This window comes from Actinomycetospora callitridis, assembly GCF_028737265.1.
Lineage (GTDB): Bacteria > Actinomycetota > Actinomycetes > Mycobacteriales > Pseudonocardiaceae > Actinomycetospora > Actinomycetospora callitridis.
In genome coordinates this window covers 458,690-476,553 of record NZ_JAQZAK010000004.1, presented here as the reverse complement: position 1 = coordinate 476,553, position 17,864 = coordinate 458,690, and the positions used below count along the sequence as shown (strand labels likewise).

The 17,864-nt window shown below is 76.1% G+C and carries 15 protein-coding genes; 11 read left to right on the top strand and 4 right to left on the bottom strand.

Annotated features, from left to right (window positions below; translation table 11 throughout):
* Window positions 1-71: 71 nt before the first annotated feature.
* The gene (locus PH191_RS16835; RefSeq protein ID WP_274195763.1) at window positions 72-2,228 is read right to left on the bottom strand and encodes a RecQ family ATP-dependent DNA helicase; all 2,157 of its coding nucleotides are present in this window, start codon (window positions 2,226-2,228) and stop codon (window positions 72-74) included.
* Window positions 2,229-2,320: 92 nt separating this feature from the next.
* Between PH191_RS16835 and PH191_RS16830 the strand changes: the two genes are divergently transcribed.
* A complete protein-coding gene (locus tag PH191_RS16830) occupies window positions 2,321-2,932 on the top strand; it encodes an MSMEG_1061 family FMN-dependent PPOX-type flavoprotein (protein WP_274195762.1) in 612 nt (203 codons plus the stop codon).
* A 12-nt stretch (window positions 2,933-2,944) separates the two neighbouring features.
* Here the strand turns inward: PH191_RS16830 and nhaA are convergent, their stop codons facing one another.
* Window positions 2,945-4,828 (bottom strand): Na+/H+ antiporter NhaA, encoded by a 1,884-nt coding sequence (nhaA, locus tag PH191_RS16825; RefSeq protein WP_274195761.1) that lies wholly within the window; start codon window positions 4,826-4,828, stop codon window positions 2,945-2,947.
* Between the two features lie 242 nt (window positions 4,829-5,070).
* On the opposite strand from nhaA, the gene PH191_RS16820 reads away from it, so the two are divergent.
* The 5 genes from PH191_RS16820 to PH191_RS16800 all read left to right on the top strand — a co-directional run bounded on the left by PH191_RS16820 (window position 5,071) and on the right by PH191_RS16800 (window position 10,570).
* Window positions 5,071-5,967, top strand: coding sequence for an AAA family ATPase (locus PH191_RS16820; protein WP_274195760.1), 897 nt, complete (start codon window positions 5,071-5,073; stop codon window positions 5,965-5,967).
* 13 nt (window positions 5,968-5,980) lie between these two features.
* The gene (locus PH191_RS16815) at window positions 5,981-7,441 is read left to right on the top strand and encodes a vWA domain-containing protein (protein ID WP_274195759.1); all 1,461 of its coding nucleotides are present in this window, start codon (window positions 5,981-5,983) and stop codon (window positions 7,439-7,441) included.
* A gap of 22 nt (window positions 7,442-7,463) precedes the next feature.
* A complete protein-coding gene (gene nadD, locus PH191_RS16810) occupies window positions 7,464-8,099 on the top strand; it encodes a nicotinate-nucleotide adenylyltransferase (protein WP_274195758.1) in 636 nt (211 codons plus the stop codon).
* A gap of 144 nt (window positions 8,100-8,243) precedes the next feature.
* Complete coding sequence (locus PH191_RS16805; protein WP_274195757.1) at window positions 8,244-9,515, top strand: DUF6777 domain-containing protein; 1,272 nt, start codon at window positions 8,244-8,246, stop codon at window positions 9,513-9,515.
* Window positions 9,512-10,570, top strand: a complete 1,059-nt coding sequence (locus PH191_RS16800) for a hypothetical protein (RefSeq protein ID WP_274195756.1) — start codon at window positions 9,512-9,514, stop codon at window positions 10,568-10,570. The genes PH191_RS16805 and PH191_RS16800 overlap by 4 nt, the downstream gene beginning before the upstream one ends.
* A 6-nt stretch (window positions 10,571-10,576) precedes the next feature.
* Here PH191_RS16800 and PH191_RS16795 read toward each other — a convergent pair whose 3' ends face one another.
* Window positions 10,577-10,993: a TIGR03618 family F420-dependent PPOX class oxidoreductase gene (locus tag PH191_RS16795; RefSeq protein ID WP_274195755.1), complete on the bottom strand. Its 417-nt coding sequence runs from the start codon at window positions 10,991-10,993 to the stop codon at window positions 10,577-10,579.
* Window positions 10,994-11,089: 96 nt separating this feature from the next.
* Complete coding sequence (locus PH191_RS16790; protein ID WP_274195754.1) at window positions 11,090-12,247, bottom strand: FIST signal transduction protein; 1,158 nt, start codon at window positions 12,245-12,247, stop codon at window positions 11,090-11,092.
* A gap of 112 nt (window positions 12,248-12,359) precedes the next feature.
* On the opposite strand from PH191_RS16790, the gene rsfS reads away from it, so the two are divergent.
* The 5 genes from rsfS to PH191_RS16765 all read left to right on the top strand — a co-directional run bounded on the left by rsfS (window position 12,360) and on the right by PH191_RS16765 (window position 17,741).
* On the top strand, window positions 12,360-12,758 hold the full coding sequence (gene rsfS / locus PH191_RS16785) for a ribosome silencing factor (RefSeq protein ID WP_274195753.1): 399 nt from the start codon (window positions 12,360-12,362) through the stop codon (window positions 12,756-12,758).
* Window positions 12,755-13,372 carry a histidine phosphatase family protein gene (locus PH191_RS16780; RefSeq protein ID WP_274195752.1) on the top strand — a complete coding sequence of 206 codons (618 nt, stop codon included), beginning with the start codon at window positions 12,755-12,757 and terminating at the stop codon, window positions 13,370-13,372. Before rsfS ends, PH191_RS16780 begins: the two co-directional genes overlap by 4 nt.
* A complete protein-coding gene (gene octT / locus PH191_RS16775; RefSeq protein ID WP_274195751.1) occupies window positions 13,369-14,100 on the top strand; it encodes a diglucosylglycerate octanoyltransferase in 732 nt (243 codons plus the stop codon). Before PH191_RS16780 ends, octT begins: the two co-directional genes overlap by 4 nt.
* A gap of 192 nt (window positions 14,101-14,292) precedes the next feature.
* Window positions 14,293-15,330, top strand: coding sequence for a ComEA family DNA-binding protein (locus PH191_RS16770; RefSeq protein WP_274195750.1), 1,038 nt, complete (start codon window positions 14,293-14,295; stop codon window positions 15,328-15,330).
* Window positions 15,327-17,741: a ComEC/Rec2 family competence protein gene (locus PH191_RS16765; protein ID WP_274195749.1), complete on the top strand. Its 2,415-nt coding sequence runs from the start codon at window positions 15,327-15,329 to the stop codon at window positions 17,739-17,741. The genes PH191_RS16770 and PH191_RS16765 overlap by 4 nt, the downstream gene beginning before the upstream one ends.
* Window positions 17,742-17,864: the final 123 nt, after the last annotated feature.

The window sequence follows — 17,864 nt, the reverse complement described above, 5'->3', positions numbered from 1 at the left end:
CCCTCGTGCGCGGTGCGGACCGTGTCCCGGGCAGGGTGCCAGACCCCTCCTCAAGCCCGGCACCGACAGGCTCAGCCGGTGGTGGCCAGCACGAACGGGAGCACGGCGGGCGCCCCGGCCCGGCGCAGGAGCATCGCCGCGACGGTGAGCGTCCACCCCGAGTCCGCCACGTCGTCGATCAGCAGGACGGGCCCCGCCCCGAGGTCGAGACCGGCCGGCACGGAGAGCCGCCCGTACACCTCGGCCAGGCGCTGCGCGGAGTTCGGCGGCTCGGGCTCGCTGTCGTCCTCGGGATCGAAGTAGCGCGGCGGGGCGCTGTCGGCCAGCGCGCCCAGGAGCGGCAGCCGGCCGATCGAGGCGATGCGCTGGGCGAAGCTCTCGACGAGCGCCGGGCGTCCGCGGCTGGGCAGCCACACGATCCCGGCCGGCCGCTGCGCCCAGTCCCAGCCCTTGAGGACCTCCACGGCCGCGTCGACCAGCGCGTCGGGCACGAGGTCGTCCCCCTGCAGCAGCGGCCGCAGGCGCGGACCCCATCCGACGTCGGTGAGCCGCCCGATCGCGCGCCCGTCCTCGGCCGCCTCCTCGGGCTTGATCTTGCCCTTGAGCGGCACGTCGAGGGCGTCCATGCCGCTGGGCCACTGCTTGCGCGGCGCCAGCGGGACCCCCGGCCGGTCGAGCGTCGCCTGCGCCTGCACGCGGACGTCCTCGCCGATCGTGGGGTCGGCGTGCCGGCCGGTGCAGTTGTCGCAGCGCCCGCACGGCGTCGCGCCGGGGTCGTCGAGCTGGCGGCGGAGGAACTCCATGCGGCAGCCGTCGGTGGCGATGTAGTCGAGCATCGCCTGCTGCTCGGCGCGCCGGGCCTTCGCGAGGCCGGTGTAGCGGGCGCCGTCGTACTCCCACGGCTGACCGGTGGCCTCCCAGCCGCCCTTCACGCGGCGGACGGCGCCGTCGGTGTCGAGGACCTTGAGCATCATCTCCAGCCGGCCGCGGGAGAGCTCCACGCGCGGCTCGAGCGCGGCGGTGGACATCGGACGCCCCGCATCGCCGAGCACGCTCAGCGCGACCCTGACCTGGGGTTCGGCGGGGAACGCCAGGGAGGCGAAGTAGGCCCAGATGTCGCGGTCCTCGGGGCCAGGGAGCAGCAGCACCTCGGCGCGCTCGACGCCACGGCCGGCGCGGCCGATCTGCTGGTAGTAGGCGACGGGGGACTGCGGCGCCCCGAGGTGGACGACGAACCCGAGGTCGGGCTTGTCGAATCCCATCCCCAGCGCCGACGTGGCCACCAGCGCCTTGACGCGGTTGGCCAGCAGGTCGTCCTCGGCGCGCTCGCGCTCGGCGGGATCGGTCTTGCCGGTGTACGCGGCGACGGGGTGCCCGCGCTCGCGCAGGAACGCGGCCAGCTCGTCGGCGGCCGAGACCGTCAGCGTGTACACGATGCCCGAGCCCGGCAGGTCGTCGAGGTGCTGGGCGAGCCAGGCAAAGCGGTCGGCGCCCTTGGGCAGCGGGAGCACCCCGAGGCGCAGCGACTCCCGGTCGAGCTCGCCGCGCAGCACCAGCGCGCCGTCCCCCTGCGTCGATGACCCGTCGCTCCGCTCGCCCTGGCCGGAGACCCCGAGCTGGTCGGCCACGTCGGTGGTGACGCGGTCGTTCGCCGTGGCCGTGGTGGCCAGCACCGGCACGCCGTCGGGCAGCTCGGAGATGAGCGTGCGCAGCCGCCGGTAGTCGGGCCGGAAGTCGTGCCCCCAGTCGGAGATGCAGTGCGCCTCGTCGACGACGAGCATCCCGGCGGTGCGCGAGAGCTCGGGCAGCACCTGGTCGCGGAACTCGGGGTTGTTCAGGCGCTCGGGGCTGACGAGCAGGACGTCGACCTCGCCGGACTGGACCTGGCCGTAGACCAGCGACCAGTCGTCGGTGTTGGCGGAGTTGACCGTGACCGCGTGGATGCCGGCGCGGCCCGCCGCCTCGATCTGGTTGCGCATGAGCGCGAGCAGCGGGCTGACGATCACCGTCGGGCCCTTCCCGCGGGCCCGGAGCAGCGCGGTGGCCACGAAGTAGACCGCCGACTTGCCCCACCCGGTGCGCTGCACCACCAGCGCCCGCCGGCCCTCGGCCACCAGCGCGTGGATCGCCGACCACTGGTCCTCGCGCAGCGCGGCGTCGGGACCGGCCAGGCGCTGCAGCGTGGCCTCGGCGTCGGCGCGCAGATCGGACTCGGTCGCGACGGTCATGGCTCCATGGTGGACGACGGGTCCGACAGGCCGGGTGGTGCCGTCGACCCGTGCGGAGTTAGGGTCGCCTTACTCGATCGTGGGGAGCGGAGATGCCCGAGATCACCGACGAGGCGACGCTGCGCGCGATCGTCTCCGAGCCGCCGGCCGTCATCGCCGACAAGGCCATCGACCACGTCGACGAGCAGTCCCGGCGCTTCCTCGACGCCTCGCCGTTCTTCCTGCTCGCCACCACCGGCGCCGACGGCAGCGTCGACGTCTCGCCCCGCGGCGACCCCGCAGGCCAGGTCCTCGTGCTCGACGAGGGCCGCGCCGTCGCCTTCGCGGACCGCCCGGGCAACCACCGCCTGGACTCGTTCCGCAACATCCTCGCCCACCCGCAGGTCGGGATGATCTTCCTCGTGCCCGGGCGGGACCACACGCTGCGGATCAACGGGCGCGCCCGGATCCACCAGCACCCGCCGTTCGCGGGCGAGTTCACGGTCAAGGGCAGGACCCCCGAGCTCGCCGTCGTCGTCGAGATCGAGGAGCTCTTCCTGCACTGCGCGAAGGCGTTCCTGCGCTCCTCGCTCTGGGACCCGGCGACCTGGCCGCGCGACGTACCCTCCGCCGGGAAGATCGCCAAGAGCCAGTCCGGCACGCACGTGCCCGCCGGGGCGATCGACGCCGCCCTGGCCGTCGACGCGCGGACGAACCGCTACTAGGCCTCGGCCCCCTCACACCGGGTCCGGCGCCGCCTCGCGCTGACGCGTCAGCTCGGCGATCAGGGTGTCGGCGTCGTAGGGGCCGACGTGGCGCACCGGAGCCGACCCGTTCGCGCCGAGGTAGAAGGTCGGGGTCCCCGGCAGCTCGCTGGTGCGCGCGTCGATCTCGTCGTCGGTCACGCGGTTCTGCGCGTCGCCGTCGCGGAGATCCTCCTCGATGCGGTCGACGTCGAGGCCGAGCTCCGCGCAGTAGCGCAGCAGGTCGTCGCGTTCGAGGGCGTCGTTGTGCGCGAAGAAGGCGTCGTGCACGTCCCAGAACCGGCCCTGCTTCGCGGCGGCCTCGGAGACCTCGGCGGCCGAGCGGGCGTCGGGGTGGTAGTCGTCGAGGGGCATGTGCCGGAACACGTAGCGCACGTCGTCGCCGAAGTGGGCCCGGACCTGCCGGATGCTGCCGGTGGCCTTGCTGCAGAACGGGCACTCGAAGTCGCCGTACTCGACGATCGTCAGCGGCGCCCCGACCGGCCCGCGGATGTGGTCGCGGTGCGGGTCGACGGGGCGCAGCAGCTCCATCGACGGCTCCTCGGGCTCGAGCCCGAGCCGCGCACCGACGCGGAAGACCCCGGAGCCCAGCACGAGCGCGATCACCGACGCCGCCAGCACGCCGACGCGCGCCTCGTCGGCGAGCAGGGGCTCGTCGTCCAGCGCGAGGTCGACGATGAACAGCGAGATCGTGAACCCGATCCCCGACAGCGCCGCACCGCCGGCGACCTGCGGGATCCGGAGTCCGGGAGCGAGGCTGCCGGGGCGCAGGCGGGCGAACAGGGCCGTGGCCCCGGTGATGCCCACGAACTTGCCGAGGACGAGGCCGAGCACGACACCCCAGGTCAACGGGGAGGTCATGGACGCCCGCAGCGTCTCGGCGGTGAGGGGCACGCCGGCGTTGGCCAGCGCGAACACCGGCACGATGATGAACGCGGTGTAGGGCTGGTAGAGCCGCATGAGCCGTTCGTTGACCGACACCGCCCGCTCCAGCCCGAGCCGCGCCGAGCGCGCGTACTCGGGGTTCGGCGACTGCCGGAAGGCCCTGGTGAGCGCGGCGGCCCGTTCCACCAGGGCGCGCTTGGGCGGGTAGACGGGCAGCAGCAGGGCGATGAGGACCCCGGCGAGGGTGGCGTGCACGCCGGACTCGTAGAAGGCCACCCAGGTGATGAGCGAGACGATCAGGTAGCCGCCGCCGCGCCACACCCGCAGGCGCCGCAGCTGCCAGATCGCGAGCAGTCCGAGCACCCCCACCGCGAGCGGCACGAGGGACAGCTCGTCGGTGTAGACGACGGCGATGACCGCCAGCGCGCCCACGTCGTCGGCGACGGCGAGGGTCAGCAGGAAGATCCGCAGGCGCTCCGCCCGCCCGGGCCCGACCACCGCGAGCGCGCCGAGCAGGAACGCGGTGTCGGTGGAGATCACGACGCCCCACGCGGACGCGGCCGGCCCCGATGGGTTGAGCAGCAGGTACAGCAGCGCCGGCAGGACGAGGCCCGCGACGGACGCCGCGAGCGGGACCGCCGCCTTCGACCGGTCGCGCAGCTCGCCCATCGCGAACTCGCGCTTGACCTCGAGCCCGATGACGAAGAAGAACAGCGCCATCAGGCCGTCGTTGACCCAGTGCTGCAGGTCGAGGTCGATGCCCGCGTCGCCGACCGTGATCGCGACCTGGATGTCCCAGAACGCGTCGTAGGTCCAGCCCCAGGGGGAGTTGGCCCAGACCAGCGCGATCACGGTCGCCGCCAGGACGAAGACGGCGGCCAGCGACTCGCTCGAGTCGCCGCGACGGGCGGCCTCGATGCGGTCGAGCACGCCGCGCCACGGGGACGGGCGGGTGGTCGTCACCTCGGCCATGGGGCCCGGTCCTCCTCGGGGAGCAGCACGATGCCGGCTGCCGGGCGCGTCGTCGTCGACCGACCGGCGGTCGCCCGTGGTTGCCCTCGCGGACCGGGACGTGGGCGCCGCGCGGGGAACGGGACGGTTCGGACGCCGAGGATACCCACGGCCGACGACCGTGGGTCCCGTCCACGACGACCGGTGGCCATCGCGTCACCACGCCGGGACAAGCGCCCGATCACCGGGCAGGATGCCGGGGCGTGAGCACCGAGCCGGTCGACCAGAAGGCGTTGTTCGACTCCGTCGACGACGTCGCCACCCGGCTCGCCGACGTCGGCTACATCGCCTCCACCGCCGTCGCGACCACCGTCTTCCTCGCCGATCGCCTGGGCAAGCCGCTCCTCGTCGAGGGTCCCGCGGGCGTGGGCAAGACGGAGCTGGCGCGCGCGGTGGCCGAGGCGACGGGCAGCGGCCTGGTGCGCCTGCAGTGCTACGAGGGCATCGACGAGGCCCGCGCGCTCTACGAGTGGAACCACGCCAAGCAGCTGCTGCGCATCACCGCGGCCGCGTCGTCCCCCACCCGCCCGGAGGCCTGGGACGAGACCCGCGACGACGTCTTCTCCGAGGAGTTCCTGCTCCCGCGCCCGCTGCTCACCGCGATCCGGCGCACCGACCCGACCGTGCTGCTCGTCGACGAGACCGACAAGGCCGACGTCGAGGTCGAGGGGCTGCTGCTCGAGGTGCTCGGCGACTTCCAGGTCACCGTCCCCGAGCTCGGCACCGTGGTGGCCGCGCAGCGCCCGTTCACCCTCCTGACCTCGAACGCCACCCGCGAGCTCTCCGAGGCGCTCAAGCGCCGGTGCCTCTACCTGCACCTCGACTTCCCCGACGCCGAGCTCGAGCGGCGCATCGTGCTCACCCGCGTGCCGCAGCTGCCGGAGGCGCTCGCCGAGGAGCTCGTCCGCATCGTCGGGGTGCTGCGCGGCATCCAGCTCCGCAAGGCGCCGTCGGTGTCCGAGACGATCGACTGGGGGCGCACCCTGCTGGCCCTCGGGCTCGACACGGTCGACGACGCCACGGTGCGCGCGACGCTCGGGGTCGTCCTCAAGCACCAGTCCGACACCGAGCGCGCCGTCGCCGAGCTCCGGTTGAACTGAAGGGGCTGACCTGATGGCCTCTCCGGTCGTGCACGGCGGCCTGCCCGCCCACCTGGTCGACTTCGTCGGGGCGCTGCGGCGGGCGGGGATCGCGGTGGGGCCGGGGGAGTCGGTCGACGCCGCAGCCGTGATCTCCGAGCTGGACCTGCTGCGCCGCGAACAGCTGCGCGAGGGCCTCGCGGCGGCGATGCTGCGGCGCTCGGGTCAGCGCGCGGTGTTCGACGCGCTCTTCGACCTGTGGTTCCCGCTCGGGCAGGGCGCGGCGCTCGGCGAGGTCGCGCTGCCCTACGCCGAGGACGGGTCGGTGGACGTCGAGGCGCTGCGCGACCTGCTCGCCGGGCTGCTGCGCGACGGTGACACCGCCGCGATGGCCGAGCTGGCGCGCGCGATCGTCGACGGGCTGGGCGCGGTGGGCAAGGGCCAGGGCGGTCAGGGCCAGGGTCAGGGCGGCGGGGGCGGCGACCGCGGCCAGGGTGGTGGGGGACAGCCGTCGACGTGGTCGGCCTACCAGGCGCTCAACGCGGTCCGGCCCGAGACGCTGCTGGCGCGCGTGCTGGCCGACCTGCGCGGCGGGGCCGACGCGGCGTGGGACAGCCCGTTCGCCGAGGAGGTCTCGCGCCGGGAGGTGCGGGACCGGATCGCGTCGTTCCGGCGCATGGTCACCGACGAGGCCCGCCGGCGGGGCGCGGAGGTCCGCGGGCGCGAGGCGGCGGCGCGCACCGGCGTCCCGAAGCAGGGTGACCGCGTCGACTTCCTGACCGCCAACTCCGAGCAGCTCGCCGACCTGCGCCGCCGCGTCGCCCCGCTCGCCCGGCACCTCGCGTCGCGGCTCGCCGCTCGGCGCCGCCGGGCCCGGCGCGGCCCGATCGACCTGCGCCGCACCCTGCGCCGCTCGATGTCCACCGGCGGGGTGCCGATGCGCCCGGCGTACCGGCGTCCGCGTCCGGGACGTCCCGAGCTGGTGCTGTTCTGCGACGTCTCGGGGTCGGTGGCGGGGTTCAGCCACTTCACGATGATGCTGGTCCAGGCCCTGCGGGAGCAGTTCTCGCGCATCCGGATCTTCTGCTTCGTCGACGGGTGCGTCGAGGTCACCGACCTGTTCGGGCCGGGGTCGGACCTCGGCGGCGTGATGGCCGAGATCACCGCGCGCCCGGGCCTCATCGCCTTCGACGGGCACAGCGACTACGGCTCGGCGCTCGGGCGTTTCCGCGAGGGCTGGCCGGACGTGGTCGGCCCGCGCACGTCGCTGCTGCTGCTGGGCGACGGCCGCACCAACTACCGCGACCCGAACCTGGCGGTCCTGGGCGACCTCGCCGAGCGCTCCCGTCACGTGCACTGGCTCAACCCCGAGCCGCAGGCGCAGTGGGGGACCGGCGACTCCGCGGCCCGCCGCTACGGGCAGGTCGTGCCGATGCACGAGTGCCGGACGGCGGCCCAGCTCGCGGGGGTCGTCTCCGGGCTCCTGCCGGTCTAGTCGAGATCACTAGGCTGACCGGGTGGGACAGCGCCGGATCGGGGTCATGGGCGGCACCTTCGACCCCGTGCACCACGGGCACCTCGTCGCGGCCAGCGAGGCCCAGGTGCGGTTCGCGCTCGACGAGGTCGTGTTCGTGCCGACCGGTCAGCCCTACCGCAAGGAGGGCGAGTCGGTCAGCGCCGCCGAGGACCGCTACCTCATGACCGTCGTCGCCACCGCGTCGAACCCGCGCTTCACCGTCAGCCGCGTCGACGTCGACCGTGACGGGCCGACCTACACCGTCGACACCCTCCAGGACCTCGCGGCGATCTTCCCCGACGACGAGCTCTTCTTCATCACCGGCGCCGACGCGCTCGAGCAGATCCTGTCGTGGCACCGCGCCGAGGAGATGTTCCGGCTCGCGCACTTCGTGGGGGTCACGCGGCCCGGGTTCGACCTCGACGACGGCCACCTGCCGAGCGGCTCGGTGAGCCTGCTCGAGGTGCCGGCGATGGCGATCTCGTCGACGGCCTGCCGCGAGCGCGTCGCCGCCGGCGAGCCGGTCTGGTACCTCGTGCCCGACGGCGTCGTGCAGTACATCGCCAAGCGCGGGTTGTACCGCCGGCGAGGTGAAGGTTCGGTGCTCGGACCGACGGAGCATGTGTCTTCCGAGTAGTCGCTGGCTGGGCCGTTCGGGGCCGATCCCACTCGAACGAGTGACGGTGGTGCGTGTCGACTAACGCATTGTGTCTGCCCTCCGAGATTCTTTCGAAGGTCGGCGCCCGGTCGGGGCCCGGCCCGCTCGGGGGGAGTGATCTCGGTGCTGACGCCGCCGCAACCCGTCGTCCCGCAGGCTCCGCCGCCAGCGGCGCGGGGTCTGTCCCGCGGGATGATCGCCCTGGTCGTCGTCCTCGGGATGCTCGTGGCCGCCCTCGGCGGGGTGATCGTCGCTCGCGAGATGGGCGCGCCGGCCGAGGTCGCCCTCGAGCCGGTGGCCACCGCGGGCGCCAACCCGTTCATGGACAGCGTCGGCACCGACGTCCCCGACGTCCGGCCCGTCGCGCACACCGGCGGACGGCACTCCGGCACCACCCCGGGCCTCTACGGCGGCACCGGCGACGACTCGTCGTGCGACCGCTCCCAGCTCACCCGCTACCTGAGCGCGCACCCCGACCGCGCCGCCGGCTGGGCCTCGGTCCTCGGCCTGCGCGACGGCTCGTCGTCGACGATCTCGAGCTACGTCGACGGGCTGACCTCCGTGGTCCTGCGCTCCGACACCTACGTCACCAACCACGGCTGGAGCGACGGCAGCGTCACGTCCTGGCCCGCGGTGCTCCAGGCCGGCACGGCCGTGCTCGTCGACCCGTACGGCAACCCCGTCACCCGGTGCTTCTGCGGCAACCCGTTGACGGCCCCGCAGTCCTTCACCACCGTCGCCTACGTCGGCCCGCGGTGGACCTCGTTCACCTCGAACTCGGTGACGATCATCAACCACCAGACGACGACCGTGACGAACAACTACACGATCATCGACGTCCACACAGGGCGCGGGCACGACCGCCCGCGGGGAACGGACGGCGAGCGGGACCGGGAGAACCGGGAGGTCCGCGAGGCCTTCCCCGGGGGCGCGGAGCCGCAGGCCGGCGGGGGCGCCCAGGCCGGCGCGGAGAACGGCGGCGGCTCGGCCCCGGACGTCGTCGCTCCGGCCGCCGGCGGGGAGGGCGCCACGGGTGTCGCCCCGGGGGGCGCCGGTCCCGGGACGTCCACCAGCCCCGGGTCGTCGACCACCACGTCCACCGGCCCGGAGTCGTCGACCACCACGACGACCCCGTCGACCTCCGGCGCCGGGACGACGCTCGCCGGTACCAGCTGGACGGCGGGCTCGGGGTGCTCCTTCGGGCCGGGCACCGTCACCTTCGGCTCGGGCGGCCGGCTCACCGGCACCGTGTCCGGGACGTACACGGCCAGTGCAGGTGCCCTGAGCCTCACGACGTCGTCGGGTTCCACGACCTTCGACCTGCCGAGCGCCTCGACCACGACGCTGACGTCCCTGAGCACCCCTGCCTGCACGCTCACCTCGACCTCCTCGTGAGCCGCCACCGTCAGCCCGGGGACGAGGCGCCGGCGGACGTCGCCGTCGACCCCCCGACCGGGCCGCTGACCCTCGCGCCGGGGGTCGCCGTCCCGCACCAGCGGCCGGCGTCGGAGCCGGTGACGCCGACGGCGGAGGTCGCCGAGGAGACTCCGCCCACCCGGCACTCGCTCACGATCGTCACCACCCCCCGGCGAGCCGTGATCGCCCCGGCTGCTCCTGCGGGCCCGCTCAGCGGGCTCCACGGAGCACCCGGAGCGATCACCGGCCCGGCGCGGGACCCGATCACGCCCCGGACGGGGATCGCGCTCCCGCCCGAGGTGCGCCGGGAGTGGGCCGACGCCCCCGGGAGCTTCGCCCGGTGGGGCGCCGAGGGTCCGCGGACCGTCCCGCATGCGGCGCTCCCGGCCCTCCCGCCGCGGCCGGCGCCGCCGGTGGTGTGGGGTCCGTGGCCGCCGGAGCCCTCGATGGGACCGCCGCCGCGGCGCCGGGGGTCGAGCGGCTGGATGCTCGCGGCGGTGGCCGTGCTCGTCGTCCTGCTCGTCGGACTCGGCGTGGGGCTCGTGCGCCCCGAGCTCTTCGGGCTCTCGGCCCGGTCGCCCTCCGCAGCGTCCGGGGAGGCGGCACCTGGCACCGGCACGACGTCCTCGCAGGTCGCGCCCGCCGCGAGCGCGCCCATCGACCCCTCGGCGGAGCTGGAACGCCTCGCCCGCTCCGACGCGACCGCGCTGGCGGCCGTCGAGAACGCCTGGGTGCCACAACTGTCGTCGAAGCGGCCGGGCACCGTGGCCTCGGGACGCACCTACGACGCGGCGGCGATCCTCGCCGAGCACGAGCAGCTCCGGGCCCGCCATCCCGGGGCGCGCCTGCTGTGGTCGGGCGACTGGCCGGTCTTCGGCAGCGACGACTACTGGGTCACGGTGCTGGCGACGCCGTCGTCGTCGGCGGGCGGGGCCAACTCCTGGTGCGACCGTCAGAGCTTCGGCGCCGACGACTGCTTCGCCAAGTGGCTCGCCCGCAGCGGCGGCAGCGAGGGCACCGCGGTCCACCGATAGGCGGGATCAGCCCGGGCGGTGGACGGCGGTGGGCGCGATGCGCAAGATTCGGCGCGCGTGTCCCGGACCGTCGTTCCAGTGGTACGGGCCGCCCAGGTAGCGACGCGACAGCGCCTCGATGTGCTCGGCCGCGCCCTGCGGCGTCACCTCGACGACCCGGCCGCGCAGCGTGACGTAGCGCTGCGGACGACCCGCGTCGGCCACCGCCACCGAGATGCGCGGGTCGCGCCGCACGTTGGCGACCTTCTGGAAGCCCTCCACCGAATTGATCACGACGTGGGTGCCGTCGGTGTCCACCCAGGTCTCCGTGGTCTCCGGCGACCCGTCGGGCATGACCGTCGCGACCACGCAGCGGTTCGGGCCCCTCAGGAGGGACACGACGTCCTCCGGGAGGGGCTCGGCCTGCGGGTACGCGAGGCTCATCGGGCGCTCGTGGTCCTCCGGGCGGGGTGGTGGCGGGCCCGACCACGGTAGGAGAGCCCCGCCGCGGGGTCGCAGCGGCCCCCGGTTTCCGCGCCGTCAGTCCCCGAAGGCGAGCACCGACGCGGTGAACGCGTGGAGGTGGTTGCGGGACGCGACGGGTCCGATCTCGCCGGCGGCGAAGAACCCGGCGACGCCCTCGGGGCCGAGGCCGCGGCGCACGGCGTCGACGTCGTGGTCGGCGTCCGGGAACATCGCCCGGCCGCGCCCGTTGCAGGAGAACAGCAGCGCGCCGGCCGTCGTGCCCTCGCCGCGGAAGCGGCTCATGAGCCAGTCGAGATCGGCGTCGGCGCTCGTCGCGTCGCGCACCTGGAACCGCACGGTGCGGCCCACCTCGACGACGTCGCCGACCGTGATGGAGCCCTGCTCCGGGTCGGCGCCGACGACGCCGCGGATGAGGAAGTCGCCCTGGCGGTGGTCGTCGGCGTACTCGTCCATGGCGATGCCGAGGTGCAGGCCCCGCGCGACCATCTGCTGATCGGCCTCCTCGAGGCCGCGGACGATCTCCTCGAGCTTCGTGTAGGCCGGCGTGCCCGCGAGTCCCAACAGGTGCGGGCCCTGGGCGGCGGTGACCGTCATCGTCGGCCCGATCGGCCGGCAGCCCTGGCTGACCAGCGTGCGGACCCGCACGTCGCCGCCGATCGTCACGCCGACGACGCCGCGCTCGTGCACGACGCCGTCGAGGAACAGCCGCGTGCCGCCCGCACCCCCCGGGCCGGAGGCGAGTCCGCCGACGAGGGGCAGGCCGCCCAGGACGTCGGCCGACTGCTCGACGAAGCCCTGAATGGGGAAGGTGTACGGGTCGGCGAGCAGCAGGCCGACCTCGTCGGCGCCGGCGTTCTTCGGCATGCCGCCGACGACGAGGCCGGTCTCGGTGCGGCTCGCGTCGAGGCGGAACGGGGTCAGGGTCGCGTTCGGCAGCGCGGCGGCCCAGACGGCGACCGCGGGGCGCGCCTCGACGCCCCGGCCGTCGCCGATCACGCCGCCGGCGCTGCACCCGACGGCCACGCGGGCGCCCGCCACCTCCATCGCCCGGGCCCCGGCGCGTCCGATCTCGTCGGGGTCGGGATGGCAGACGAAGACGGCGAGCAGGTCGGGTCGCCGACCCCCCAGCGGAGCGGTGGCCTGCGCGACGGCGTCCTCGGCGGCGGCCACGAGATCGGCTCCCTGGGCCAGCCCGTCCCCGAAATCCGGCATCGCCCCAGTATGCGACGAGCCCCGCCGGGGCGCGGTCTCGCGACGGCGACGAGCCCCCCAGCGGGGTCGAGTAGGATCGGTACGCCCCCGCTCCACGACCTCGAAGGGTTACGTGCCCGCCACCGATCGCGCGCGCCGTCTGGCCGAGACCGCCGCACTCGCCGCTGCCGACAAGCTCGCCCACGACGTCGTCGCCATCGACGTGTCCGAGCGGCTTCCCCTCACCGACTGCTTCGTCATCGCGTCGGCGCCCAACGAGCGCCAGGTGCAGGCCGTGGTCGACAACGTCGAGGAGAAGCTGCGCGCGCTCGACGCCAAGCCCGTGCGCCGCGAGGGCACGCAGGAGGCCCGCTGGGTGCTCCTCGACTTCGGCGACGTCGTCGTCCACGTGTTCCACGGCGAGGAGCGCGAGTTCTACGGCCTCGAGAGGCTGTGGAAGGACTGCCCGGCGCTGACGCTGCCGGACGAGGTGTACGGCCCGCCCCGCGACCAGACCGCCGCCGGCGAGTGAGCCTGCACCGGCTGGTCCTGGTCCGGCACGGTCGGACCACCTGGAACGCCGAGAGCAGGATGCAGGGTCGTCTCGACCCCGACCTCGACGACACCGGCCGCGCCCAGGCCCTCGCCGCGGCCCCGGTGCTCGCGACGTACGAGCCGGTGCTGCTCGTGGCGTCCGACCAGGTCCGCGCCTGGCGCACGGCCGACGCGATCGCCAAGGAGGCCGGGCTCGTCCCGCGTCCCGACGGCCGGCTGCGCGAGACGGCGCTGGGCGACTGGGAGGGGCTGACCGGCGGCGAGGTCGAGGCCGGCTGGCCCGGCGGGCTCGCCTCGTGGGGCAGCGACCCGGAGTGGGCGCCGCCCGGCGGGGAGTCCCGGGTCGAGGTGGCCGAGCGGGCCCTCCCGGTGCTGGCCGAGCTGGACGACGAGCTGGCCGGCACCGACGAGCGGCAGACCGCGATGGTCGTGGCGCACGGCGGCACGATCAGCGCGCTGACGGCCTCGACGCTCGGCTGGCCGGTGCAGGCGTGGCACTCGTTGCAGCCGCTGCACAACTGCGCGTGGGCCGTGCTGGAGCAGCGGTTCGACCGGTGGCGCCTGCGGGCCTGGGGCCTGGCGGCGACGTGAGCCCCGGTCCGGTGCTCGTGGTGATCGCCGACTCGCTGTCGTTCCACGGGCCCGACCGGGCCGAGCCGGCCGACGAGCCGCGGCTGTGGCCCCACGTCGCCGCGTCGGTGGTGGACGGGCGGGCCGAGCTGCACGCGGGCCTCGGGTGGACCGCCCGGCACGCGTGGCGCGCGATGGTCGGCGACCCGCGGATCTGGGCGTCGCTGCGGCACGCGGACGCGGTGGTCCTCGGCGTCGGGGGCATGGACACGCTGCCGTCGCCGGTGCCGACGGCGCTGCGGGAGACGATCCCGGCGTTGCGTCCGGCCCCGCTGCGCCGGGCGGTCCGTGACGCGCACGGGTGGCTGACGCCGCGGGCGGCGCGCCTGCTCGGCGCCGCCGGACCGGTGGCGCTGCCGCCGGGGGAGACCGTCCGGCACCTCGAGCGCCTGCGCGTCGCCGTGACGACGCTGATCCCGGGCCTGCCCGTCGTCGGCATGCTGCCGGCGGTGCACCGGGCGCCCGCCTACGGCGGCGTGCACGCCGGGCGGGAGCGGCACGTCGCCGCGCTCACCGCGTGGGCGTCCCGGCGCGGTGTCGCCCTCGTCGACCCGGCGCCCCTGGTGGCCGACCACGTCCTGCGCGGCCACGGCAACCCCGACGGCATCCACTGGGGCTGGGCGGCGCACGCGGCCGTGGGGGACGCGGTGGGCCGCACGGTGGAGAAGGCCCTGGCCGACCGGGGCTGAGGTCCCGCGCGACCTGCGCGCGAGGGACCGCGGTCCGAGGGGCCTCTGGTCTCGAAGAGTCGAGCGCCGTGGGCCGGGCGGGTGTGGAGCGCGCCCGCCGTGACCGGGGTCCGTCCCCATCCCGTCCCGTTGTCCCCAGGCGGGTCCCGCGTGCTGTCCCGGGTGGCCGGCGCGTTCCTAGCGTCCCGGGGCATGCGCTACCCGTCCGCGCCCGCCACCGGCGGCGCCCGCACCCGGCTCCGCTCCCTCGAGGGGATCCGTGGGAGCTCCCCCTCGGCGGCGGCGGGGTGGGGCGGGCCGGAGGACGTCGAGGTCGGCGAGCCCGATCCCGGCGGTCCTGGCGATGACGGGCCGGTGCGGCGCGGCTGGCCGGGCGCCCCACCGGGGACGCCGGCCGCGCGGCTCAAGGTGCCGGTCGGCGGCTCCCGCCCCGCCGCCGATCCCGAGCCGGAGTGGTGGGACGACGAGGACGACGACCCGCCGCGGGCGGCGCGCGCCGGCAGCGCGTGGGACCCGCCGGAGCACGGCCGCCGGGCGCAGCGGTGGGTGGCGCGGTGGCTGCCCGCCTCCTGGGCCGGCGCGCGCTGGGACCCGGGCCGGACGGGCGCGCTCGCCCTCGCCGCGGTCGCGGCCGTGGCGGCGGTGGTCGCGGCCGTGGGCGTGTGGGCGGAGCGCCCGGTGCCGGAGCCGGTGCCGTCGTTGCCCCTGGTCGCGGGAGCCCCACCGGCGGGTCCGGTGCTGCCCGTGGCGGCGCCCGCCGACACCGGACCGCTCGTGGTCTCGGTGTCCGGGCGCGTCGCCCGGCCCGGGCTGGTGCGGCTCGCCCCCGGCAGCCGGGTGGGCGACGCCGTGGACGCCGCCGGCGGTGCGACGCCCGACGCCGACCTCACCGGGCTCAACCTCGCCGCGCGCGTCACCGACGGCGAGCAGGTGGTCGTCGGCGTGCCGACGCCGGTCACGCCCCCGGTGGGAGCCGCCGCGGGCGGGGCCGCGCCGGGGTCGGGTGGCGGGTCGGGCGGAGCGGGCGGCGCACCCGGCGGGCGGGTGGACCTCAACACCGCCACCCTCGAGCAGCTCGACCAGCTGCCCGGCGTCGGCCCGGTCACCGCCCAGCGGATCCTCGAGTGGCGGACGCAGAACGGGCGGTTCGCGGCCGTCGAGCAGCTGCAGGAGGTCAGCGGCATCGGCGACGCCCGCTTCGCGACCCTGCGCGACCTGGTCTCGGTGTGAACGCCCGGCGGCCTCCACCGGCGCCCGGTGAGCCGGAGCTGCTGCCGCCGCCCGACCTGCGCCTGGTGCCCGCGGCGCTCGCGTCCTGGGGCGTCGCGATCGCCGCGCTGACCGCCGGGTGGGGTGCCGCGGTGGTGCTGGTCGTCGCCGGCGCGGCCGCCGCGGTGGTCGCTGCGCGCCGGCCGGCGGCGACGGGGTCCCGGCCGGAGCTGCGCGCGGTGGTCATCGCGACCGGAGGCTGCGTGGCGGCGGTCGGGCTGGTGGCCGGGCTCGGCGCCTTCGCCGTGGCGAGCCACCCGCTGCGCCCGGCCACGGGGAACGGGGTCTCCGCGCGGCTCGACGTCGTGGTGACCGCCGACCCGCGGCCGGTCCGGTCGACGGTGCCGGGTCCCGGACGGGTGGTGGTGCGGGGCGAGCTGCTGGGCGGGCAGGTCGGGGCGGGCGTTCCGTGGCGGGCCGGGGGCCGCGTGGTGCTCCTCGCGCCGGCCGAGGACTGGGCGGGGCTGCTGCCGGGCCAGGTCGTCGCCGCCCGGGGCCGGCTCGGTCCGCCCGACCGCGCGGACCTCACCGTCGCGGTCCTGCAGGTCCGCGGCCCGCCCGGGCAGGTCGGGCCGGTGCCGCTGGTCCAGCGGGTCGCGGGCGACCTGCGGGGCGGGCTCCGCGACGCCGCCCGCGCCGTGCTCGCCGAGGACCCGGCGGGCCTGCTCCCGGGCCTCGTGGTCGGCGACACCTCGGGCGTCGCGCCGGGGCTCGCCGACGACTTCCGCACCGCCGGTCTGACCCACCTCACGGCCGTGTCCGGCACCAACGTCGCGATCATCTGCGGTGCGGTGCTGCTGCTCGCGCGCCTCGCCCGGGCCGGTCCGCGCACCGCGGCGGTGCTGGCGGCCCTGGCGCTCGCCGGCTTCGTCGTCCTCGCCCGGCCGTCCCCGAGCGTCCTGCGGGCGGCGGTGATGGGCGGGGTCACGGTGCTCGCGCTCGCGGTGGGTCGGCGACGGTCGGTGGTGCCGGCGCTGTGCGCGGCCGTGATCGTCCTGCTGCTCGTCGACCCCGGGCTCGCCACCGATCCGGGGTTCGCGCTGTCGGTGCTCGCCACCGGGGCGCTCGTGCTGCTCGCGCCGGGGATGGTCGCGCGGTGGCGGGCCCGCGGCGTGCCGCCCGGGATCGCGGAGGCGCTCGCGGTCCCCGTCGCCGCGCACGTCGTCACCGCGCCGGTGATCGCGGGCCTGTCCGGCGAGGTCAGCCTCGTCGCGGTCGTCGCCAACCTGCTCGCCGCGCCGGTGATCGCGCCGGTGACGGTGCTCGGCGTGCTGGCCGCCGCGGTCGCGCCCTGGTGGGCCGGGGGTGCCGAGGCGCTGGTGTGGCTCGCGGGGCCGGGGGTGTCGTGGCTGGTGTGGGTGGCCCGGCGGTGCGCGGCCGTCCAGGGCGCGACGCTGGCGTGGCCGGGCGGGGTGCCGGGCGCGCTCGCCCTCGCCGCCGTGGTGGTGCTCGTCGGGGCGGCGCTGCGGTGGCGCCGGCTGCGCGCGGTGGTGGCGGCGGTGCTGGTCGGGGCGCTGCTGGTGCTCGTGCCCACCCGGGTCGTGCCGCCGGGGTGGCCGCCCGCGCGGTGGTCGCTGGTCGCGTGCGACGTCGGTCAGGGCGACGCCCTGGTGCTCGCCACCGGCGAGCCGGGGCGGGCGGTCCTCGTCGACGTCGGCCCCGACGCGGGCGCGATCGACGGCTGCCTCGCCCGCCTCGGCGTCCGGTCGCTGGCCCTCGTGGTCCTGACGCACCTGCACGCCGACCACGTCGGCGGGCTGGCCGGCGCGTTGGCGGGCCGGGCGGTGGGTGGGGTCGGGCTCGGGCCGGCGCGCGAGCCGGCCGACACGCTGGCGCAGGTCACCCGCCGCACCGCGACCGCCCGCGCGCCCCTGGTCGGGCTCGGGCGCGGGACCGTCCTGCGCTGGCCGGGCCTGGTGCTCGAGGTGCTCGGCCCCGTCCGCACCGTCGCCCACGTCGACGGCGAGGACGGGAGCGCGGTCAACGACACGTCGGTGGTGCTGCGGGCGCACACCCCCGTCGGGCGCGTGCTCCTGCCCGGCGACGCGGAGAGATCCGCCCAGTCGTCACTGCTCGGGACGGCCGGCGACCTGCACGCGGAGATCCTGAAGGTGCCGCACCACGGCTCGCGGTCGTCGCTGCCGACCTTCCTCACCGCGGCGCGGGCCTCGCTGGCGCTGGTCAGCGTCGGACGAGGCAACACCTACGGTCACCCGAACCCGGGCGTGGTGGGCCTGCTCGCCGGCCGCGGCGCCCTCGTCCGGCGCACCGACGAGTCGGGCGACCTGGCCGTGGTGGTCGGCGCCGACCCACGCGCCGGCCCCGCCGTCGTCGCCCGCGGCGATCCGCGACCGGACCCGAGGCGACGGTGAGCGCCGGACGACGCAGGGCCGGCACCCGTGTCGGGGTTCCGGTGACGTTTCGGAAATCGAAGCGTCGCCCACCCGTGGAGTCATCCGTCGGAGGACGCCCGCCGCCGGGATGGTGGCGAGCAT